Source organism: Paenirhodobacter populi (assembly GCF_004022215.1).
In the GTDB taxonomy this organism is placed as follows: Bacteria; Pseudomonadota; Alphaproteobacteria; order Rhodobacterales; family Rhodobacteraceae; genus Rhodobacter; species Rhodobacter populi.
The window spans coordinates 122,137-144,187 of sequence record NZ_SAUZ01000006.1; the positions used below are offsets into that span (position 1 = coordinate 122,137).

The 22,051-nt window shown below is 66.6% G+C and carries 16 protein-coding genes and 1 other RNA gene; 9 read left to right on the forward strand and 8 right to left on the reverse strand.

The window, feature by feature from the left end; genetic code table 11:
- Window positions 1-77: 77 nt before the first annotated feature.
- From D2T30_RS07330 to D2T30_RS07355, 6 genes are all read left to right on the forward strand, one after another.
- The gene (locus D2T30_RS07330) at window positions 78-1,490 is read left to right on the forward strand and encodes a hypothetical protein (RefSeq protein ID WP_128208341.1); all 1,413 of its coding nucleotides are present in this window, start codon (window positions 78-80) and stop codon (window positions 1,488-1,490) included.
- A complete protein-coding gene (locus tag D2T30_RS07335) occupies window positions 1,487-3,496 on the forward strand; it encodes a glycosyltransferase (protein WP_128208342.1) in 2,010 nt (669 codons plus the stop codon). Before D2T30_RS07330 ends, D2T30_RS07335 begins: the two co-directional genes overlap by 4 nt.
- Before the next feature lie 13 nt (window positions 3,497-3,509).
- Window positions 3,510-5,345, forward strand: coding sequence for a Wzz/FepE/Etk N-terminal domain-containing protein (locus D2T30_RS07340; RefSeq protein ID WP_128208343.1), 1,836 nt, complete (start codon window positions 3,510-3,512; stop codon window positions 5,343-5,345).
- 121 nt (window positions 5,346-5,466) lie between these two features.
- Complete coding sequence (locus D2T30_RS07345; RefSeq protein WP_206612882.1) at window positions 5,467-6,597, forward strand: glycosyltransferase; 1,131 nt, start codon at window positions 5,467-5,469, stop codon at window positions 6,595-6,597.
- Window positions 6,594-7,697, forward strand: a complete 1,104-nt coding sequence (locus D2T30_RS07350; RefSeq protein WP_206612883.1) for a glycosyltransferase family 4 protein — start codon at window positions 6,594-6,596, stop codon at window positions 7,695-7,697. The genes D2T30_RS07345 and D2T30_RS07350 overlap by 4 nt, the downstream gene beginning before the upstream one ends.
- 28 nt (window positions 7,698-7,725) lie before the next feature.
- Entirely contained in the window at window positions 7,726-8,658 is a 933-nt protein-coding gene (locus tag D2T30_RS07355) for a glycoside hydrolase family 16 protein (RefSeq protein WP_128183517.1), read from the forward strand.
- A 412-nt stretch (window positions 8,659-9,070) separates the two neighbouring features.
- Here D2T30_RS07355 and D2T30_RS07360 read toward each other — a convergent pair whose 3' ends face one another.
- The 5 genes from D2T30_RS07360 to D2T30_RS07380 are packed head-to-tail and all read right to left on the reverse strand — an operon-like array spanning window position 9,071 to window position 16,075.
- Complete coding sequence (locus D2T30_RS07360) at window positions 9,071-10,288, reverse strand: glycosyltransferase (RefSeq protein WP_128208344.1); 1,218 nt, start codon at window positions 10,286-10,288, stop codon at window positions 9,071-9,073.
- Entirely contained in the window at window positions 10,285-11,877 is a 1,593-nt protein-coding gene (locus D2T30_RS07365) for an ABC transporter ATP-binding protein (RefSeq protein ID WP_128208345.1), read from the reverse strand. Before D2T30_RS07365 ends, D2T30_RS07360 begins: the two co-directional genes overlap by 4 nt.
- Complete coding sequence (locus D2T30_RS07370; protein ID WP_128183523.1) at window positions 11,874-12,983, reverse strand: ABC transporter permease; 1,110 nt, start codon at window positions 12,981-12,983, stop codon at window positions 11,874-11,876. The genes D2T30_RS07365 and D2T30_RS07370 overlap by 4 nt, the downstream gene beginning before the upstream one ends.
- Complete coding sequence (locus tag D2T30_RS07375) at window positions 12,980-14,137, reverse strand: microcin C ABC transporter permease YejB (protein WP_128208346.1); 1,158 nt, start codon at window positions 14,135-14,137, stop codon at window positions 12,980-12,982. The genes D2T30_RS07370 and D2T30_RS07375 overlap by 4 nt, the downstream gene beginning before the upstream one ends.
- A gap of 48 nt (window positions 14,138-14,185) precedes the next feature.
- Complete coding sequence (locus D2T30_RS07380; protein WP_128208347.1) at window positions 14,186-16,075, reverse strand: extracellular solute-binding protein; 1,890 nt, start codon at window positions 16,073-16,075, stop codon at window positions 14,186-14,188.
- 193 nt (window positions 16,076-16,268) lie between these two features.
- Here D2T30_RS07380 and D2T30_RS07385 point away from each other — a divergent pair, with 193 nt between their 5' ends.
- Window positions 16,269-17,117 carry a prephenate dehydratase gene (locus tag D2T30_RS07385; RefSeq protein WP_128183529.1) on the forward strand — a complete coding sequence of 283 codons (849 nt, stop codon included), beginning with the start codon at window positions 16,269-16,271 and terminating at the stop codon, window positions 17,115-17,117.
- Between the two features lie 2 nt (window positions 17,118-17,119).
- Here the strand turns inward: D2T30_RS07385 and D2T30_RS07390 are convergent, their stop codons facing one another.
- Together D2T30_RS07390 and nudC are read right to left on the reverse strand one after the other, a co-directional pair.
- Window positions 17,120-17,581 (reverse strand): SRPBCC family protein, encoded by a 462-nt coding sequence (locus tag D2T30_RS07390; RefSeq protein ID WP_128183531.1) that lies wholly within the window; start codon window positions 17,579-17,581, stop codon window positions 17,120-17,122.
- A 44-nt stretch (window positions 17,582-17,625) separates the two neighbouring features.
- Complete coding sequence (gene nudC / locus D2T30_RS07395; protein ID WP_128208348.1) at window positions 17,626-18,639, reverse strand: NAD(+) diphosphatase; 1,014 nt, start codon at window positions 18,637-18,639, stop codon at window positions 17,626-17,628.
- 492 nt (window positions 18,640-19,131) lie between these two features.
- On the opposite strand from nudC, the gene D2T30_RS07400 reads away from it, so the two are divergent.
- Window positions 19,132-21,093 carry a bifunctional 2',3'-cyclic-nucleotide 2'-phosphodiesterase/3'-nucleotidase gene (locus D2T30_RS07400; RefSeq protein WP_164884244.1) on the forward strand — a complete coding sequence of 654 codons (1,962 nt, stop codon included), beginning with the start codon at window positions 19,132-19,134 and terminating at the stop codon, window positions 21,091-21,093.
- Between the two features lie 76 nt (window positions 21,094-21,169).
- An RNA gene (gene ffs / locus D2T30_RS07405) (signal recognition particle sRNA small type) lies at window positions 21,170-21,268 on the forward strand.
- A gap of 106 nt (window positions 21,269-21,374) precedes the next feature.
- Here ffs and D2T30_RS07410 read toward each other — a convergent pair.
- Window positions 21,375-21,920: a hypothetical protein gene (locus D2T30_RS07410; RefSeq protein WP_128208350.1), complete on the reverse strand. Its 546-nt coding sequence runs from the start codon at window positions 21,918-21,920 to the stop codon at window positions 21,375-21,377.
- Window positions 21,921-22,051: the final 131 nt, after the last annotated feature.

The window sequence follows — 22,051 nt, forward strand, 5'->3', positions numbered from 1 at the left end:
ACGACCGGCATTTTCAAGACACGCATTTTCATGGCGGGGCTGGCCCGCCTCGGATCCCCTTTCCCCACGGTGGCCGCATGAGCATAGAACCGATCGGCCTCTTCGTGATCGGCATCGGGCTTTTGTGCCTGTTCGCCGATTACCGGAACGTTCTGGTGCTGACGATCTTCGCCACGGTCTTCGGCGCGGCCTCGGCGATGTTCCTGGGATCGGGGAACATTCCGCCGGGCCATGTGCTGCTTGGTCTGTGCGCGGTGGCCATCCTCAGCCGGAAAGAAAGCTGCACGGCCTTTCTGCGCGTCCTGCATCCGGACCGGCCCGGCTTCTGGCTGGCGTCGCTGGTGATCTACGCGGTGGCGACGGCCTTTCTGTATCCGCGCGTCATGGCCGGCTGGACAGAGATCGTGCCGCTCGGCTCCACCGAATTCGACAGCGCGGGATCCACCGTTCCGCTCGGCCCGGTGTCAGGCAACATCACCCAGAGCATCTACATGATCGCCAACCTGCTGTGCTTCGCGCTGGTGGCGGCGGCGGCGGCCTCGCCCGCGGGGTTCCGGGCGGCGGTGGCGGGACTGCTGGCCTATGCGATCGGCAACACCTTCTTTGCGGTGATGGATCTTGCGACCTATTTCACCGGCACCGCGGATCTGATGGGCTTCATGCGCAACGCCCGCTACACGCTGCACACCGAGGCCGAGGCCGAGGGCCTGAAACGCATCGTCGGCGCCTTCACCGAGGCCTCGTCCTTCGCGCGATCCTCGCTTGGGGTTCTGGGCGTGACCGGCACGCTGTGGCTGTGCGGCTACAAGCCCCGGCTGACGGGGGTGCTGGCGCTTGCCTCGCTGGTGCTGACGGGGCTGTCGACCTCGTCGACGGGGCTCGCCGGCATTCCGGTGGCGCTCGGGCTGCTGTATCTGACAGCGCTGTCGCGTTGCGGCACGGCGCCGCGCGCATGGTTCAGCACGGCGGCGGTGATGGCGATTCCGCTGATCGCGCTGCTGCTGACGCTGACGCTGCTGCTGCAACCGGCGATTCTGGCGGAACTGCATGGCTATTTCGACAGGATCCTGCTGTCGAAGATGGACACCGATTCCGGGGTCGAGCGCAGTTCCTGGAACAGCTACGCCATCGGCAATTTCTTCGACACCGCGGGGATCGGGGTCGGGCTCGGCACGATCCGCAGCTCCAGTCTCCTCACCGGGCTTCTGGGCGGGGTCGGCGTGATCGGGACGGCGCTCTATGCCGTGTTCTTCGCCACCGCCTTCCTGCGCAACCCGGGACCGAAGGGCAGCTTCCCCACCGATGTCCGCACCGCCGCGCGCAACGGCTGCCTGTGCCTGATGGCGGGCGATCTGATGGTCGCGACCACGATCGATCAGGGCCTGTTCTTCTACGTCCTCGCCGGCATCGCCGCCGCCCGCCCCGAGGAAGCCGCCGCGCCAAGCCGCGCCCCCGCAGGCGTTTCCACGCAGGGAGGCATCGTCGCATGACCCTCTCCCCCGTTTCGTCAGGCTCCCCCGTTTCGTCAGGAGCGGATTTCACCATCAACGGCCGGTTCCTGACCCAGAAGGTCACCGGGGTGCAAAGGTATGCGCTGAACGTGGTGGCGGCGCTCGACCGGCTCTTGTCGCAGCAAGGCGCCACCGGCCGGATCGTCGCGCCGCAGGGGACCGCGGATCCGGGCCATGCCGCGTTGCCGATGACGGCCGGCGGGGCGCTGTCGGGGCATCTGTGGGAACAGATCACCCTGCCCGCCCGCAGCGAGGGCCGCCTGCTGAACCTGTGCAACACCGCCCCGGCAGTCAAGACGGATCAGATCGTCTGCATCCACGACGCCAATATCTTCACCGCGCCGCAAAGCTACGGGCGCGGGTTCCGGACCGTCTACGGGCTGCTGCAACCGCTGCTGGCCCGGCGCGCGGCGCGGATCACCACGGTCTCGCATTTCTCCGCCCGGCAGATCGCCCGCTACCTGCCGATCCGCGCCTCGGATATCGCCGTCCTGCCGAACGGGCACGAACATGCGCTGCGCTGGAACGCGGAGCGGGCCGAAAAGGCCCCCGCCCTGCTGACCGGCCGGCTTTACGTGCTGGCGATCGGGTCGCAGGCGCGGCACAAGAACCTTGCGCTGCTGGCGGATCTGGCGCCGCAACTCGATGCGGCGGGGATCGATGTGGTGATCGCCGGCGGCGGCGGCGACATCTTCGCCGCGGCAACACTGGCCGCCGCGCCGAACCTGCATCTGACCGGGCCGGTGTCGGACGACGACCTCGCCTTCCTGATGGATCACGCGCTGTGCCTTGCCTTTCCCTCCTGGACCGAGGGCTTCGGCCTGCCGATCGTCGAGGCGATGGCGCGCGGCTGCCCGGTGATTTCGTCGGACCGCGCCAGCATGCCCGACATCTGCGGCGACGCCGCGCGGCTTGCCGCACCCGACGATCCGCAGGCATGGCTGCGGCACATCCTTGAACTGAAAGGGTCGAACACATTGCGCACCGAACTGACCGGACGCGGCCGCGAACAGGTGCGGCGCTTCAGCTGGACCGAGACGGCGGCAGGCTATCTTGACCTGTTGCGCGACCCGGCGCATCTGCCCGAGGCCGCGCCCACCGCCCCGCCCGCGGGCAAGGTCGCCGTCGTCATCGCGACCCGGGGCCGGCCCGAGGTGGTCAGCGCCACGGTCCGCCATCTGGCCGCGAACCAGACGCTGAAACCTGAACGGATCGTCATTTCCTGCACCGATCCCACCGACGCGGGCGACCTTGCCGACCTGCCGGGGGTCGAGGTGCTGACCGGCCCCCCCGGCCTGCCCGCGCAACGCAACACCGCGCTGGCCGCGCTGCCCCCCGACACCGACATGGTCGCCTTCTTCGACGACGATTTCGTCGCCGACCGCGACTGGCTTGCCGTGGCGCTGCGCAGCTTTCGCGACGATCCGGCGCTTGTGGGCTTTACCGGGCGGGTGCTGGCCGACGGGATCGGCGGGCCGGGCATTTCCTTCGGGGATGCCTGCCGCATGGCCGCCGCCCCGCCGCCGCCCTGCGACTGGTCGTGGATCGCGCCCTACAGCCCCTATGGCTGCAACATGGCCTTCCGCTTCCCGGCGATCGGCACGCTGCGCTTTGACGAAAAGCTGGTGCTGTATGGCTGGCTCGAGGACCGCGACTTCGCCGCGGCGCTCGCCCGCCAAAGCGACGGCAGGCTGGCGAAATCCGCCGATGCGCGCGGCGTCCACATGGGCACCAAGGGCGGGCGCGTCAGCGGCCGGCGTTTCGGCTATTCGCAGATCGTCAATCCGCTTTACATGATCCGCAAGGGGACGATGACGCCGGGCCAGGCCATGGGCCAGATCTTTCGCAACCTTTCCAAGAACCTCGTCCTGTCCGCGCGGCCCGAGCCATGGGTCGACCGACGCGGGCGGCTGCGGGGCAATCTGCTGGGGATTTCCGACATGATGAAGGGGCGCATCGCCCCGGAACGCGCCACGGAACTATAACGAGGGAGAAACCATGCCGCTTGAACAGCCGAACATTCCACCGGAACGGTCCCCACCCATTCGCTCCAGACAGGCCGTGCTGCGACGGATCCCGATCCCCGAGCCGCCCCGCCCACCCGCGCAGGCGACGCAGGACGGGCCGGTCGCCCTGATCCGTGCCGTGACGGGGATGATCCGGCGCGGCTGGGTGCCGCTGATGATCTGGACCATCGCCTGCATGATCCTTGCGGCGCTGTATGCCCGATCCCTGCCGCCAGTCTATACGGCGACATCCTCGATCATCCTGCAATCGGTCGGGCAGGCGGGCGCGGCGGGGCAGGATCCGATCTCGCCGGTGACGCTCGACCTCAACCGGGTGGACAGCGAATTGCAGGTGATCCGGTCAGAGCGGCTGCAAGGCCGGGTGTTCGAGACGCTCGGGCTGGCGACCATTCCGGAACTGCAACCGACGCCGCCGGGACCGGTGCGGTATGTGATCGACCTGCTGGGCGGTATCTTTGCGGCCTCCCCCGCCGAGGAAACCGTGCCGGCCGACGACACCGCAGCGGGAACCGAAACCGAGGCCGCCTCCTTCCCCGCCCCCACGGCCGCGCAACAGGCAGAGGAAGTCGCCTTCGCCGCCTTCCGGGACCGCTTTTCGGCACGCCGCATCGGCCAGTCCTACGTGATCGAGATTTCCTATTCCTCCTCCGACCCCGAACTGGCGGCGCGTGTCGCGAATTCCGCCGCCTCCGCCTATCTGCTGCAATCGGTCGCCTTCAAGGCGGGCGTCGCCAGCTCGGGCGGCGAATTCGTGCAGATGCGGCTCGATTCCCTTTCGGCGCAGGTCGAGGATGCCGCCAATGCGGTGCGCGACGGCACCCTGCCGCAGGCCGCTATGCCCGATGCCGATGCGCGGGTGATCGGCGCCGCGCTGCGCCCCCTGTCGCCGTCCGAGCCGCGGCCCAAGCTGATCGTGGCGACGGGCGCGGTGCTCGGCCTGCTCAGCGGGCTGTTCGCGATGGCGCTTGGCGGCGCGCTGGACCGGCGCGTGCACGAGGGCGACAAGCTGGAGCGCGAAACCGCGATGCCCCGGCTTGCCTTCATCCCCGAGGAAAAGCGCCTGACCGGACGGCAGGGCGATGTCGTCGTGACGATCCGCCCGGACAGCGCCTGCGCCCACGGTTTGCGGGACCTGCGCACCGCGATCGATCTGGCCGGCGGGCTGGACCCGCAGCCGGGCGGGCGGATCATCGCGCTGGCCGAATGGGCGCCGGGGTCCGGGTGCAGCATGATCGCGATGAACCTCGCACGCCTGATCCGCGCCGGCGGGCAGGAGGTAACGGTCATCGACGCCGACCTTGACGGCCGCGCGCGCGGGCTGACCGACTGGTATGTGCCGAACCCGGGCCGGACCACGGACGAAGAGGTGGATGCCGATGGCGTCCGGCTGGTTCCGTCGACGGCGCTGCGCGCGCAGTCGGGGGCGATCTCGGACATGCGCGACCGGGGACTGACGCGGCTTCTGGGGCATCTGCAGGCGCGCGGCGACGTGGTGCTGGATCTGCCGCCGCTGGCCGAATCCGCCGATGCGCTGGCGCTGGCCCGACACGCCGATCTGGTGGTGATCGTCGCCGAGACCCACACCACCTTCGACGAGCTGACGCAGGCCTCCGAACGGCTGGGCCGGCTGGGCGTCGCGGTGGTGGGCGTCGCGGTCAACCACCCGCCGGGCCTTGCCGAACGGCGCGGGCTGTTCGCGCGGCTCGGCCTTGGCGATGCCCGGCCGGGCAGCATGCGGCATACGACACGGGCGGCGATTTCCTCGGTCAGGGACGCCTCCGCCCGCAAGCGCGGCAAAACGGTCTGAGGGGGGAACAGCGGCAGCATATTCCGTCGGCAGCTTTCAGAAGATTGCGCAACCCTTCAGCGTGAACAGGTGTGGTATGAGTGTTTCTGGTTTCACTGTGGTCGCCGATAGGCGGCCGACAATGCCGGCCCCGCAGATCGGACGTCGCGGCCTGCGCGTCGCGTTGATCCATTACTGGCTGGTGACGATGCGGGGCGGCGAAAAGGTGCTGGAATCGCTGTGCCGGATGTTTCCCGACGCCGACATCTTCACCCATGCCTACAAGCCAGAGGCGATCTCGCCGGTGATCCGCCGCCACCGGGTCACCACCACCTTCATCAGCCGCCTGCCGCAGCCCGAGAAGCGCTACCGCAGCTACCTGCCGCTGATGCCGCTCGCGCTCGAACAGCTCGACCTGCGCGGCTACGATCTGGTCATCAGCTGCGAGGCCGGCCCCGCCAAGGGCATCATCCCCGCCCCGGATGCGCTGCATGTCTGCTACTGCCATTCGCCGATGCGCTACGTCTGGAACATGTATCACGACTATCGCGACCGCAGCGGGCGGCTGAAGCAAATGGCGATGGTGCCGCTGACCCATTACATCCGCAACTGGGACGCGGTATCGGCGATGCGCGTGGACAAGTTCATCGCCAATTCCGAAAACGTCCGGCGCCGCATCGCGCGCTATTACGAACGCGATGCCGCCGTGGTCTATCCGCCCGTCTCGACCGAGGATTTCACCCCCCTCGCCCCCGATGCGGCCGAGGATTTCTACCTGATGGTCGGTGAGCTGGTCAGCTACAAGCGCCCGGATCTGGCGGTGGCGGCGTTCAACCGGCTGGGACGGCGGCTGATCGTGATCGGCGGCGGCGAGATGCTGGAACAGATCCGCCGCATGGCGGGGCCGACGGTCACCGTCCTCGGCCCGCAACCCTTCGACGTGCTGCGCGACCATTACGCGCGCTGCCGCGCCCTCGTCTTCCCCGGCGAGGAGGATTTCGGCATCGTGCCGCTGGAAGCCATGGCCAGCGGCCGGCCCGTGCTGGCCTTCGCCCGGGGCGGCGCGCTGGAAACCGTGACCGAGGGCGTGTCCGGCCTGTTCTTCGACACCCAGTCCGAGGAATCGATCCTCGACGGCGTGGAACGGATGGACCGCTTCAAGGTCGATCAGCCCGCCATCCTCGCCCATAGCCGGGAATTCTCCGAGCCGCTGTTTCGCGCCCGCATGGGCGATCTGCTGAACCAGTGGCTGCCCGCCGGAGCGATGAAATGACCGGCACGAACAGGCGGATGCGCATTCTGCACATCCTGAACCATACCAACCAGCTGAACGGGCATGTCCATGCGGCGGTCGATCTGGCCTGCGCGCAAAGCGCCGATGGCCATCAGGTCATGATCGCCAGCGGCGGCGGCGATTTCGACGCCCTGCTGGCGCGGGAGGGGGTCGAGACCGCGCGGATCGACCACAACCGCAAGCCGCTGATCCTTGCCGGATCGGTGCTGCGGCTGCGCCGGCTGGTGCGCGACTGGCAGCCCGATGTCGTTCATGCCCATATGATGACCAGCGCGGTTCTGGCATGGCCGGTGTGCCGGCTTGCCGGGGTGCCGCTGATCACCACGGTCCACAATGCCTTTGAGAAAAGCGCCGTGCTGATGGGCCTCGGCACCCGCGTCATCGCGGTGAGCGAGGCGGTGCGCCAGTCGATGGAGACCCGCGGCATCCCCGCGCGCAAGCTGGTGACCGTGCTGAACGGCACCATCGGCACCGTCCGCTTTCGCGGGCGGGAGGCGATGCGGGAACCGCTTGACCATCCCGCGATCCTGTTCGTGGCCGGGCTGCATCCGCGCAAGGGCCTGCCCGACCTGATCGACGCCTTCGCCATCGTCCACGCCCGCCACCCCGAGGCGCGGCTGTATATCGTGGGCGAAGGTCCGTTCCGCGATGCCTATGAGGATATGGCCCGCGCCCTGCCCTGCGGCGCGGCGGTGACCTTCGCCGGCGGACAGCGCGATCCCTCGCCCTGGATGCGCGGGGCGGATATCTTCGTGCTGCCGTCGCATGACGAACCCGCCGGGCTGGTGCTGTCCGAGGCGCGCGAGGCCGGCTGCGCCGTGATCGGCACCCGGGTGGGCGGCATTCCCGAAATGCTGGATCGCGGCGCGGCCGGGATTCTGGTGCCGCCGGGGGACCCTCCCGCCTTGGCCGAGGCGCTGGATCAACTGCTGTCGGATCCGGCCGCGCTGGCCGACTGGCGTGCGAAAAGCCAGATCAACATCGACAACCTGACGATCGGGCGGGTGATGCGCCAGACCCTCGACGTCTATGTCACTGCGCGCGCGGGCAAGTCCCCCCGGCAGCGCGTCGCCGCCTGACCGGCGACAGATCCCTGAGGAGGAGAGAATGCCCCATCCCCTGTCCCGCCGTGCGCTGCTGATCTCGGCCGGCGGCCTGATCGCCATGCCGGGAACCGCCGCGCTGGCATGGGATTCGACCTACGATCCCGAGGCCGATCCGACGATCAGCCGCCGCATGATCTTTGAAGACCAGTTCGCCACGATCGACCCCGCCGTCTGGTCGGCGGGCCGCAAGGCCACGACCTTCGACAGCGGCTTTTACGGCCGGTCCGCCTTCGCCGGGATCGAGGGCGCCGAAGGGTTCAACCCCTATGCCATCGTCGACGATCCGGAAACCGAGAATGGCAAGGCGCTGCGCATCTCGGCCCGCTACATCGGACGGCAGATGGAAGTGCCCGGCTACTACGGCAACGACGATCCGGAATATCAGTGGATCTCCGGCAACCTGCAATCCGCGCGGCCGGACGGGACGATCCTGAAGGGCTGGCGGCGCGGCTATTTCGAGGCCCGGATGCGGTTTCCTGCCCATCCGCTGACCTGGCCGGCCTTCTGGCTGCTGAACGCGCGCAGCATCCTGACCTCGCGCACCAGCGTCGAGGTCGATGTGGTCGAGCACAAGGGCTTCGAGCCGCATCAATACGGCGCCTATCTGCACGAATGGGGCGAGCCGGGCGAACGCCATACCGGCAGCGGGGTCGAGACCGAGGAGGATCTGACCGAAGGTTACAATCGCTATGGCGTGCTGCTGGCCCGCAACCGCTGCATCATCTATTTCAACCGCCAGCCGATCCGTGATCCGGCGACCGGCAAGCCGCAGGTGTGGCTGGTCAACCGATCGGCGGAACTCGACGTCAACAACGACAGGTTCTGGCCGCTGCTGACGCTCGCCCTGCTGCATGACGTGCCCTATCCCGATCCGCTGCGCCCCGAGGATCACGAGGCCCATATGCTGGTGGATTACTTCCGCGTCTTTGCGTGACTCCGGCGATCCCGTTTCCGGATGCGGTTCCGCAGCTGCGAATGCTTTAGCCGCGTCAGGTCAGCATCATGCGGCCGACATGATCATGAATACTGCCCGCGGCGCGATCGGAGGCGTGGAAAGGGGGCCAGCCCCCTCGCGCGTTCCGCGCTCACCCCCGGGATATTTATGGAAACACGAAAGGCAAGGAGCCGAGGGTGTGTTGAAACTCGTCTTTGCGACAACGGCGCGGAACAAAACTCCCCTATGCGGCCATTTTCAGGTCTTCGATGCCAGCCGATGTGCATGCTTGGGCCACATTGGAGAGCATACTTCTCCGAGACATCGCGGGAACAGGTTTTGGCACCCCCCTCAGCCCGTCGGGGGGGGTTTTGAGATGTGTTGGCGCGCTGTCGTGACGGAGTATGCCGGGTCAGCGGGACGGGCCGCTTTCCACAAAATCGATCAGGCGCGGCAGGCAGACCGTGTTCAGGTCATAGTCCGCCACGACCCGTGCCCGGGCGGCGGCGCGTAGCGGCGCATGGGCGGCGGGATCGGCCAGCGCGGCGATCAGCGCGCGCGACCAGCCGGGAACGTCGAAGAAATCGACCAACCGGCCGGTGACGCCATCCTCGATCACCTCGCGCAATGGTCCGGTGTCCGAGGCCACGACCATCGCCCCCGCCGCTATCGCCTCAAGCAGCGACCAGCTGAGGACGAAGGGATAGGTCAGATAGGCATGGACCCGGCCGACCTGCAGGATCGAGATGAAATCCGCATAGGTCACCCGGCCGGTGAAATGCACGCGCGACAGGTCCAGCCTGCCGTCCAGCTCGGCCAGAAAGCGGTCCTTCCAGCTGCCCGTGGCGGGGGCGGGGCCGTAGCTCTGCCCCTCCTGCCCGACGATCAGCACATGCGCCCCGGGGCGGGCCTCAAGAACCTCGGGCAGGGCGCGCAGGAAGGTGTGGATGCCGCGGTATGGCTCCAGCGAGCGGCTGACATAGGTCAGCACCTCGTCGCACGCGCGGAAGGTGCGGCTGCCGTCCGGCAGGGTGTAGCGCGCCGCGGGATCGGGGTGGACCCGCGCCGTGTCGATCCCGTCGTGGCACAGGGTGATCTTGGAACGCAGCTCCGCCGGGAACGTCTGAGCCTGAAACCGCGTCGGCGACAGCGCGGCATCGGCCCCGATCATCGCCTGCACCAGATGCGCCGCGCGCGCCACCGTCGACACCCGGCCGGCCAGCGCCGGGCGCGCGAATTCCGGGTCGAAGCCGCTGTCCAGCCCAGCGCCCTGATACATCCATTCGGCATAGACGAGATGCCGCGCCTCGGGCCAGACCTCGCGCAGGAACAGCGTTTCGCCCCAGCCGGGATGGCCGAAGACCACATCGGGCACATAGCCCTGTTCCGTCCGCATCTGCTGCGCCGCGCGCGCCGCGCGCCAGCCGCGTTCCGCCGATTGCGCATAGCGCGCGCCAAGGCCCTGCGCCGCAGGCTCCCCCGACCAGCGGTATTTCAGCACCGGCACCGGCGCGGGCCGCCTGTTCGTTTCCGCCGTCAGCGCCCGCACATCATGCCCGCGCGCGGCGAGCGCCGGGGCGAGATGCAGGAACTGACCGGGAAAGTTCTGATGAACGAAAAGGACCTTCACACCACCTCGCCAAGCGCAGCCCGGATCAGGGTCCGGGTGTACTCGGTCTTTGGTGAAGAAAAGATTTCCGCCGTCGTGCCCTGTTCGATCATGTCGCCGTTTCGCATCACCAGCATCTTGTGCGACATCGCCCGCACCACCCGCAGGTCATGGCTGATGAACAGATAGGCAAGCCCGTGGCGGCGCTGCAGATCGCGCAGAAGCTCGACGATCTGCACCTGCACCGTCATGTCGAGCGCGGATGTCGGTTCATCCAGCACCACCATCTTCGGGCGCAGGATCATCGCCCGGGCGATGGCGATCCGCTGCCGCTGCCCGCCCGAGAATTCATGCGGATAGCGGTTCATCGCGGCGGGGTCGAGGCCGACCTCCTCCATGATCTCGGCCACCATCACGCGGCGGTCGCGGCCGGGGTCGATCTCATGCACGGTCAGCCCCTCGGCGATGATCTGGCCGACGGTCATGCGCGGGCTGAGCGATCCGAACGGATCCTGAAACACGATCTGCATGTCGCGCCGCAGGGGCCGCAACTGCCGCGCCTGAAGCCCGGATATGTCGCGCCCCATGAACAGGATCGGCCCCTCGCTTTCGATCAGCCGCATCAGCGCCAGCGCCAGCGTCGTCTTACCCGAGCCGGATTCGCCGACGATCCCCAGCGTCTCACCGGCCCGGATGGACAGCGAGGCGTCGTTCACCGCCTTCACATGCCCCGTCACCCGGCGCAGCAGACCGCGGCGGATCGGGAACCAGACCTTCAGGTGATCCGTCCGCAGCAGTTCCGGCGCATCCGCGGGCACCGGCCCCGCCTGCCCTTTCGGCTCCGCCGCCAGCAGCTTTTTCGTATAGGGATGCTGCGGATTGGCGAATATCTCCTCGGTCCGGCCCTGTTCGACGATCTCGCCCTGCGACATGACGCAGACCCGGTCGGCGATGCGGCGCACGACGTTCAGGTCATGGCTGATGAACAGCAGGCTCATCCCCTCGGCGCGTTTCAGATCGGCGAGCAGGTCGAGGATCTGCGCCTGGATCGTCACGTCGAGCGCCGTCGTCGGTTCATCCGCGATCAGCAGTTCCGGCCCGTTCGCCAGCGCCATGGCGATCATCACCCGCTGCCGCTGCCCACCCGAAAGCTGGTGCGGATAATCGGCCAGCCGGGTTTCCGGGTCGCGGATGCCCACCTGCGTCAGCAGCTCGACGATCCGCCGCCGCGCCTCGGCCCCGGTCAGATGCTGGTGCAGTTCCAGACTTTCGCCGATCTGCTTTTCGATCGTGTGCAGCGGGTTGAGCGAGGTCATCGGCTCCTGAAAGATGAAGCTGATGTCGTTGCCGCGCACCCGGCGCAGTTCCGCCTCGGGCGCGCCGACCATCTCATGCCCGTCATAGCGGACCGAACCTTCCAGATACGCGTTCGGCCCCAGCAGCGCCACCGTCGACAGCGCCGTCACCGATTTGCCCGAGCCGGATTCCCCCACCAGCGCGACGGTTTCGCCCTTGTTCACGGTGAAGGACACGCCCTTCACCGCCGGCACCAGACGGCCATCGGCGCGGAAGGAGATACGCAGGTTCTCGACCTGAAGGACGGGGGTCATTTGAACACTTTCCGCGGGTCGAACGCATCGCGCACGCCCTCGAAGATGAACACGAGGAGCGAGAGCATGATCGAGAAGGTGAAGAACGCCGTGAAGGCCAGCCACGGCGCCTGAAGGTTCTGCTTGCCCTGCAACGCCAGTTCGCCGAGCGAGGGCGCCGAACTGGGCAGCCCGTAGCCGAGGTAGTCGAGCGAGGCGAGCGTCGAGATCGCCCCGGTGATGACGAAGGGCAGCATCGTCAGCGTCGCCACCATCGCATTGGGCAGGATGTGGCGGAACATGATCGTCCGGTCATTGACGCCAAGCGCCCGCGCCGCCCGGACATATTCGAAATTCCGCGTGCGCAGGAATTCCGCCCGCACCACGCCCGTCAGCGCCGGCCAGCCGAACAGGATCACGATGAACACCAGCAGCCAGAAACTTCGCCCCAGAATCGCGAAGAGGATGATGATGACGTAAAGCGAGGGGGTCGAGGACCATATCTCCATCAGCCTTTGCACGATCAGGTCGGTGCGGCCGCCGAAATAGCCCTGCACCGCCCCCGCCGCGATGCCGATGACCGAGGCCACGAAGGTCACGATCAGCGCGAACTGCACGGAAATGCGGAAGCCGTAGATCACCCGCGCCAGAACGTCGCGCGCGGTATCGTCAGTGCCAAGCCAGTGGTTGCGGTCCGGCGCGCTTGGCGCGGTGCCGACATTGTTGATGGTGCGGTAGCTGTAGGGGATCGGCGGCCAGATCATCCAGCCCTTCTCGATCTTCTCGCCGGACACCATGCCGGTTTCGGCGGCCTCTTTCTCGACCGCTTCAGGGTCGTCGTCCCAGCATTCCTCCCGCCCGCCGGTGCGGATCAGGCATTGCACGGCGGGGTCCTTGTAGATCGCCTCGGTCCGGAAATCGCCGCCGAAGGTGGTTTCCGGGTAGAAGCGGTAGACGGGCATATACAGCTCGCCCCGGTAGCTGACGATGATCGGCTTGTCGTTCGCCACCACCTCGGCCAGCAGCGACAGTCCGAACAGCACCGAAAAGATGATGAGCGACCAGAAAGCCCGGCGATGGGCACGGAAATTGCGCAGGCGGCGCTGATTGAGCGGCGACAGCATCAGCCGGACCTCTTCTCGAAATCGATCCGCGGATCGACCAGCACATAGGTCATGTCCGACAGGATCCCCACGACCAGCGAGATCAGGCCAAAGACGTAGAGCGTGCCGAAGATGACGGGATAGTTCCGCTCCACCGCCGCCTGAAAGCCCAGAAGCCCCAGCCCGTCGAGCGAGAAGATCGTTTCCACGATGATCGAGGATCCGAAGAACACGCCAAGGAACGTCGCCGGAAAGCCCGCGATCACGATCAGCATGGCGTTGCGGAAGACATGGCCATACAGCACCCGCCGCTCCGACAGGCCCTTGGCGCGGGCGGTGATGACATATTGCTTGTTGATCTCGTCAAGGAAGGAATTCTTCGTCAGCAGCGTCATCGTGGCGAAGCCGGAAATCGTCATGGCCACGGTCGGCAGGGTGATGTGCCACAGATAGTCGAGCGCCTTGCCCATCAAACTGAGCTGGTCGAAATTATCCGAGGTCAGCCCGCGCAGCGGAAAGATCTTCCAGTAGGATCCGCCCGCGAACAGCACCATCAGCATGACGGCGAACAGGAACCCCGGGATCGCATAGGCCACGACGATCGCGCCCGAGGTCCAGGTGTCGAAGGGCGATCCGTCCCGCACCGCCTTGCGGATACCCAGCGGGATCGAGATCAGATAGGCCAGCAGCGTCGACCAGAGGCCGAGCGACACCGACACCGGCAGCTTTTCCGCCACCAGCTCCATCACCGTCTTGTTGTGAAAGAAGCTCTTGCCGAAATCGAAGGTCAGGTAATCCCCGATCATCGAGAAGAAGCGCTTCCATGCCGGTATCGGCTCGCGGTGGCAGGCGGGATCGCGCAGGCTCGGCGTGCCGGTGAAGCCGTCGTCGCAGACGATGCGGGAAAAGCCCATCTGCACCTCAAGCTGCGCCAGCAGCTCGGGCGAGATGCCGCGGGCGCCCTGATAGCCGCCCTCGTCCATGCCGCCCGCGCCCTGCGCGCCCGCATCCCCGCCGCCGGAGATGTTGCGCATCGAATCCGCCTCGCCCTGCACCCGCGCGATGATCTGTTCGATCGGCCCGCCGGGGACGAATTGCGTCAGCGTGAAGTTCACCAGCATGATCCCGAACAGCGTCGGGATGACCAGCAACAACCGCCTCAGGATATAGGCGCCCATGCGTTCCTGCCTCTTGTCATTTTCGCACTATTCTGGCGGGCAAACCCATCAGAATGCGCCAGCCGCTTTCAGTTTTTCGGCCTTGTCGGCGTTATACCACCAGAAGTCCAGCTCCCCCAACGCATGGGGTGGCAGCGTTTCCGGATGTTCGTACATGTCGTAATAGGCGACGGTGTAGCTGGCCTTGAACCATTGCGGCACCCAGAAGCGCAGCGACCGCAGCGCCCGGTCGAGCGCATGGACCCGCGGTTCCAGCTCGTCATGGGTATTGGCCTCCTCGACCAGCCGGATCAGGCTGTCGATGGCCGGATTGGCCAGCCCCATGGCGTTGAACACATCGCCCACGTTCTGCGAGCCGAAATACTGCTGCAGACCGGCGCCCGGAATTTCGTCCTGCCCCAGCTGCGCGGTGATCATGTCGAAATCATGGTTGCGGCGGCGGTTTTCATATTGCGCGTCATCGACCCGCGACATCGAGGCATCGACCCCGATCGAACGCAGATTCTCGATATAGGGGTTGATGACCCGGTCGAAGGTCTGGCTGTCGTTCAGGATCTCGACCCGCAGCGTTTCGCCCCGGGCGTTGCGGCGCAGCCCATCATTGCCCGCGACCCAGCCCGCATCTTCCAGCAGCGCCGCGGCCTTGCGCATGTTGCCGCGGTCAAGCTGCCGCGTGCCCGAAGTGGGCGTCAGCACCGCCGGATCGTCAAGGATGCCGTCGGGCAGATCGGCGGCCAGCGGCTTCAGGATCTCGATCTCCGCCGGCGAGGGCGTGCCCTGCGCCTCAAGGGGGGAGTTTTCCCAGAAGGAATTCACCCGCGAATACAGCCCGTAGAACAGCGTTTCGTTCGACCATTCGAAATTGAACATCAGGCCAAGCGCCTCGCGCACGCGGATGTCCTGAAACCTTTCGCGGCGCAGGTTGATCGCGAAGGACTGGCCCGAGGCGATGTTGCCGTTGGGCAGGTCGGCCTTTTCCACCCAGCCCTTCTGCACCGCCGGAAAATCGTATCCCGTCGCCCATTGGAGCGCCGAGGCCTCGTTGCGGAAGGTGTAGGTGCCGGCCTTGAACCCCTCGAACGCGGCCTGATAGTCGCCGTAATATTCGATGCGGATCCGGTCGAAATTGTAGCGCCCGACGTTGATCGGCAGCGTCGCGCCCCAATAGTCGGGGTTGCGCTTCCACGCCACGGTGCGGCCGTCGCGGGTGCTGTCGAACACATAGGGGCCGGAGCCGATGAACGGCTTGGGCGAGGAACGTTCGAGGTCGATCCCGTCGCGCTCGAACTGCGCCTTGGAAAAGACCGGCAGCGAGCCTACCGACTGGATGATGTCGCGGCGCGGATAATCGGGGGTGAAGGTGAACTTGATCCGCTTTTCATCCAGCACCTCGGCCGAGGCGACCTGCTGCGTCACCACCGCGCGGAACGAACTCAGCCCCTTGTCGCGCAGCTGTTCGTAGGAAAACAGCACGTCTTCCGCCGTCAGCGGCGTGTCGTCGGAAAACCGGATCCCGTCGCGCAGGGTGAAGATCACCCAATCCTTGCTTTCGGGATATTCGAGGCTTTCGCACAGCAGGCAATAGGCCTCGCCCACGGTGTCGTCGGTGCCGGTCAGCAGGGTTTCGAGCGGGACCGAGGACAGCGCCGCCGCCCGGCCTTCGAGCGTGAAGGGGTTCATGTTGTCGAACCCGCCAAGCGTCCATTCCGAGATCTCGCCGCCCTTCGGCGCATCCGGGTTCACATAGTCGAGATGGGCGAAATCGGGCGGATATTTCAGATCACCCAGCGTCGAGATCGCCGAGGCGGTGATCGTCGCCTCCTGCGCCCTGACCCCCTGCGCGCCCATCCAGATCGCCGCCCCGATCAGCGCCGCCCCGAACATCCGCGTAACGCCCGGCACGATCCGCTGCTGGTGGGCGATGGTCTTCCGTTTCATCCGCTGCTCCCCTGTCACACGGCTGACAGCTAAAGGCGCAACGCGCCGGGGTGCAAGTTGCAACTGCGTGAGAAGCCGCATCATTCCGGCATTCGCGCCACAGATGGTGATTTTGCCGCGCCCCTGCGCCGCAGGCCCACTTCCTTTGCACTTCGGCGCAGTATAGGAGAGGGCCGAACGACAGGAGGCCCAGATGACCTTGCAATATTCCGGCACGATCGCGTTTCAGGGCGAACCCGGAGCCTATTCGCATCAGGCCTGCCGCGACGCGCGCCCGGGGATGGAGGTCCTGCCCTGCCGCACCTTCGAGGACGTGATCGAGGCGGTGCGCAAGGGCGACGCCGATCTGGCGATGCTGCCGATCGAGAATTCCACCTATGGCCGGGTCGCGGATATCCATTCGCTGCTGCCCACCTCGGGGCTGCATATCGTCGACGAAGCCTTCGTGCGCGTGCATATCAACCTGCTCGCCCTGCCGGGAACCAAATTGGAAGCGGTTGAATCGGCGATGAGCCACACGGTCCTGCTGGGTCAGTGCCGGAACTTCCTGCAGGCGCAGAACATCAACCGCATCACTGGCGCGGATACGGCCGGCTCGGCCCGGATCGTCGCGGAACAGGGCGATCCGAAGGTGGCGGCGCTGGCCTCGGAACTCGCCGGCGAGATCTATGGGCTCGACTGTATCGCCCGGCATATCGAGGACAAGCAGGACAACACCACCCGCTTTCTCATCATGTCCCGCACCCCCGACCTGAAGAAGCGCGGACAGGGCCGGATGATGACCACCTTCGTCTTCCGCGTGCGCAACCTGCCCGCGGCGCTCTACAAGGCGCTTGGCGGGTTCGCCACGAACGGGGTGAACATGACCAAGCTCGAAAGCTACATGGTCGAGGGCAGCTTCACCGCGACGCAGTTCTATGCGGATATCGAGGGCCATCCGGACGATACCAACGTCCGCCTCGCGCTGGACGAATTGCGGTATTTCACCTCGAACGTGACGCTTCTGGGCGTCTATCCGGCCGATCCGCGCCGCTTCACCTGAGGTCAGGCCCCAAGGGGACGTTCCAGCGACCGGCCGAAACCTTCGATGCGGCTGCGGAATTTCGCCTCAAGCCCGGATTGACCGAGCCGTGCCGATTGCAGCAGCAGCCGGGCGCCAAGCGTGCGCGGCTTCGCCTCGAGCGAGACATGCAGCCGCGACCGGGCCGCGGCCAGCGCGACGATCTGCAGCGTCACGAAGAATTCGAACCCGCGGGACAGCGACCGGATGGCCATTTCCTCGGGGCGGAGAAGGCGGACCACCTCGGAATCCATGTGGCGGATCTTGCCGCGAAAGCGGAAATCGGTTTCCCAGGTCATGCCCGGCACCGGATCGCCGCCGCCATCCGTGCGGCGCATCGTCACCCCCTTGCGCCGGGCCTGCGGCACCCAGAGGTCGAAATCCGTGACATTGCCGAAAACCGTATCGGCGGGCGCGGCAATGTCCACTTTCCCGGTCAGTATCATCGCAAATTCCCTGTGGGCGGTGTATCAGTCCCCGCAGCGTGACCTCATGCGCGGCGGTCCGCAAGCCATTGCCGCATCATCCAGCCGGCGACCGCGCCGGAGCGCGGCGCATGGATCACAGGATCGGTCCCGGCCAGCACGTCGGCCAGCCTTTCGCGGCTGATCCAGAGTGCGTCCTCGATCTCCACCGGGTCGATGGTGATCGTGTCGTCCAGCGCCTCGCCCTCGCAGGCGATCATCAACTGCGTCGGGAACGGCCATGGCTGCGAGGTCAGGTAGCGCACCGCCCCGACCCGCACCCGGCTTTCCTCGAACACCTCGCGGCGGACGGCATCCTCGACCGTCTCGCCCGGCTCGATGAAACCGGCGAGGCAGGAATACATCCCCTCGGGCCAGCCGGGCGAACGCCCCATCAGGATGTGATTGCCGCGGATGATGCGCATGATGACGACCGGATCGGTGCGCGGGAAATGGTGGCTGTCGCAGGCCGGGCACCAGCGTTGCCAGCCACCCAGCGTCACCCGCGAGGGCGCCCCGCAGCGGCCGCAGAAGCCATGCGTCTCGTGCCATTGCATCAGCGCGCGGGCGATGGCGACCAGCTCGCCCGCCCGCGCGTCGAGCGCCGTCAGCGCGCCGCGCAATTCGGTGAAGCTCGCGCTGTCGGGCACGCCCGGCGGATGCCACAGGCGCGGATCGGCGAAGGCCTGCGGGTCCGGCCCCTCCCCTTCGGGCGCCCAGCCGGAAAGATCCGCGGCGAAAACCGCCTGCCCTTCGGACAGACCCAGAAAGATGGGGTCGGACACCATATGCCGCAACAGCGGGGCGCCCGGGCGCAGCGGATAGAGCCCGGCGCCGGTCACCGGATCGACGGTCCCCGGATCCAGCAGCGCCCGCCCGCGCCAGAAGGCCACGAATCGCGTTCCGGCATCCTGCGCAAGCCGGGCGCGCGTTTCCGGATCGGCGCGCAGCGGCACCGCGCGGTCGAGCCCGGATCCGGTGAAGGCCAGACCTGCCAGAAAGGCGGGGATGCGTTCCGGGGCGGGATCGGATGGCTGCATGGGAACTCCACGGGCTGTGACGACCGCTTGTGCCACGCCCCGAGGCCGCTGACCAGATGTGACCCTCCGCCGCAACCAGAAGCCTGCCCCGAGGCCACGCGCGCCCCGGAACGTCACCGAAACACACGCCCCGCCCCTTCTGCCCGTCATCCTTCCTCAAATATCCCGGGGATGAGGCGGATCAGACGTCTGCCAGTGGAAGGACGTCCAGCCGAGGGGCTGGCGCCCTTTCACCCTCTCCGCTCACACGCCGATGGATACGCAAACCAATCAGGCAAGGCCCGGGTCCCGTCGCGGCCCCGCGCCAGCCGCGCAACAGCCCCAGATAAGATGACTTCTGCATGAATGTTTCATTGCGACGTAAGATGTGATCTTGTAGCCTTGTTTTGTTACTGGTTCCGAAACGCTCTGATAGGCATGCTTTGTCAGGGCGCAGGATTTTCTTGCTGAATGAACAGATGCCTTCCCTCTGATTGCGCGCATGCCGCATCTGTGGCATCCTCTTCCAATCCGCTTCCGAACGCTTGCGACATACGGCTGTCCCTGCGGCTGCTGGCAACGACGGATCTGCACGGCTCTCTTCGCGGCTTCGACTATACGACCGACCAGCCCAGATATGACGGCGGGCTGAGCCGCATCGCCAGCCTCGTGGCGCGGGCGCGGCGGGGCGCCCCCAACAGCCTGCTGTTCGACAATGGCGATCTGCTGCAAGGCAGCCCGCTGGCCGATTACTGGGGCCAGAAACGCGGCATCCACCCCGGCGAGATCCATCCCCTGATCCGTGCGATGAACGCGCTTGGCTATGATGCTGCGGCGCCGGGCAATCATGATTTCGATTTCGGGCTGGATTTCCTCATCCGGGTCATGCGGGATGCGACCTTCCCCTATATCTGCGCGAATGCGTTTCACGAGGAAAAGGGCGGCATACATGATCCGCTGTTGCCCCCCTGGACCATCCTGACGCGGGACATGACGGATGAAACGGGCTGCCCGCGGCAGATCCGGATCGGGCTGATCGGCTTCGTCCCGGCCCAGACCGCAATCTGGCAATCGATCCGGCTCGGCAGCCGGCTGACGACAAGCGACATCGTCGCCACCGCGAAGGCGCAGATACCCGCGCTGCGTGCGGCGGGCGCCGATCTGGTCATTGCCCTTGCCCATACCGGCATCGCCCCGCCGGGCGCGCCGGACGCGGCCGAGAATGTCGCCGTTCCGCTGGCCGCTGTCGAGGGGATAGACGTCCTCATCTGCGGACACAGCCATTTGCAATTCCCGCATCCGGATGGCCCGTTGGCCACCGGGGTCGATCCGGCGAACGGCTGCCTGCATGGAAAACCGGCGGTCCTGCCGGGATACTGGGGATCGCACCTTGGCGTCATCGACCTGACCCTGTGCCGCGATGGCGAAGGTCCGTGGCGGGTCGAACGGTCGCACAGCCACCTGCTTTCCGTGGGCCAGCCTTCCGCCAGCACGGCCAGAGCGGGCCGGCCGACGCCGGAACAGGATGCCATCGTGCGGCTGACCAGACAGGCCCATGCCGAGATCCGGTCGGTGCTTGCCTGCGATCTCGGCCGGACGGCGGTGCCGCTGAACAGCTTCTTTTCGCTCGTCGCGCCGGATGCGGCGATGAGCCTCGTGGCCGAGGCCAAGGCGGATTTCCTTGCCCATGCGGTCGCGCATCTGCCCGAGGCGGATCTGCCGATCCTCGCGGCGGTCCGGCCCGCGCGGTTCGGCGGGCACCGTGGGCCTTCGGGCTTTGTCGACATCGGCTCCGGCCCGCTTCATATCCGCGATGTGCTGGACCTTTACGCCTATCCGAACCTGATCGCGGCGATCCGCCTTTCCGGACAGCAGATCGCGCAATGGCTGGAATGGTCGGCCAGCATCTATCAACGGCTCCGGCCCGGTGCCACGGACCAGCCCCTGCTGGATCCGGACTTTCCGTTCTACAATTTCGATGCGCTCTACGGGCTGACCTATGAGATCGACCTGGGCAAACCCGCGCGCTATGCGGTGAATGGCGCGTTGCTGGATGCCGGATCGCGGCGGATCCGCGACCTGCGCCATCAGGGCCGCCCCGTGCGCGCGACGGACATGTTCCTGATCGCCACGGACAGCCACCGCGCCGCTTCCTGCTTCTTCGGTCAGGGAGTGCAGATCCTGCACTTTTCCACCAGCGCCCGCAGCGTGGTGATCGAGACGATCCGGCGGCAGGGCACGATCGTCCCGCAGATCTGGCCGGTCTGGCATTTCACCCCGGTCCCGGGGGCCGTGGCCTGGTTCGACACCGCCCCCGCCGCGCGGACCTGCCTGCATGATCTGCACCGGCTCGGACTGACGGCGGGGGAAACCACGCCGGACGGCTTCCTGCGGATGCGGATGGATTTTTCCCGCCCCGGACAGACGGAACGGCAGCGCCCCGGCGTCCCGCGGACATTCGGCCCGCATCGCTGAGGCGCATGCCCCGCGCACTGGCAGGCCGGTGAAACCCGGGCCTTGCGAATCCGGCCCGGGCTTTCTATATGAGCCGGGAGAGGTTGGCGCGGGCGAGCGCCTCGCCAACCCGGTCAGGTCCGGAAGGAAGCAGCCGCAACGAGCCCCGCTTGGGTCGATGTCCAGCCTCTCACCCCTCCCCCATACATTGGCATGCCCTGCCCGACCGGCGTCACGGCATGAAAAAACCGCCCCCGGCTGAACCGGAGGCGGCGGCACTCGTACGTCACTAACTCTTGCGCTCAGGCGCGGCGGCGGCGACGCAGCACCAGCAGGCCGCCGAAGGCGCTGGCGATCAGCGGCAGCGCGGCCGGAACCGGAACCGCCGGCAACGTCGAGGTCACGTTCGACACGCCGAACACCAGGTCGTTGTAGTCGTCATCTCCGTTGATCGTGTCTTCGAAGGCGACGACGAAGCCGTAATCGTTGACATAACCGGCCTTGGCATATTCGGTGCCGGTCAGGAAGGACTGCACGTTGCCCCCGCCGATCGAGGTCATCGAGAACACCAGCTCGGTGCCCGCCGTGAAGGAGCCAAGGCTGATCGTCCCCTGACCCGCGGTGACATTGGTGAACAGCAGTTGATCGCTGCCGTCCTTCACGAAATAGGACACGTTGGTGAACGCGGCATCCGAACCGATGTAGGTCACGGAGACCTCGCCGGTCGAGGCGACATAGATGTGGCCGCCGATGTACGAGTCGGCCGGGATATAGTCGCTGAGGGTGGCCGCAGCAGCCGGAAGGGTCGCGAATGCGATGGCCGAAGCGGCAAGAATGGTCTTGAACATGAATACACTCCAGAACTGGCATAACAGCGGAACATCCGACTGTGCACTGGCAGAATGTAGATCAAATGATGGGGATCACAGTAGTTGAAATTGAATTTTTACCATAAAAATCCGTATATTAGCTGAAACGG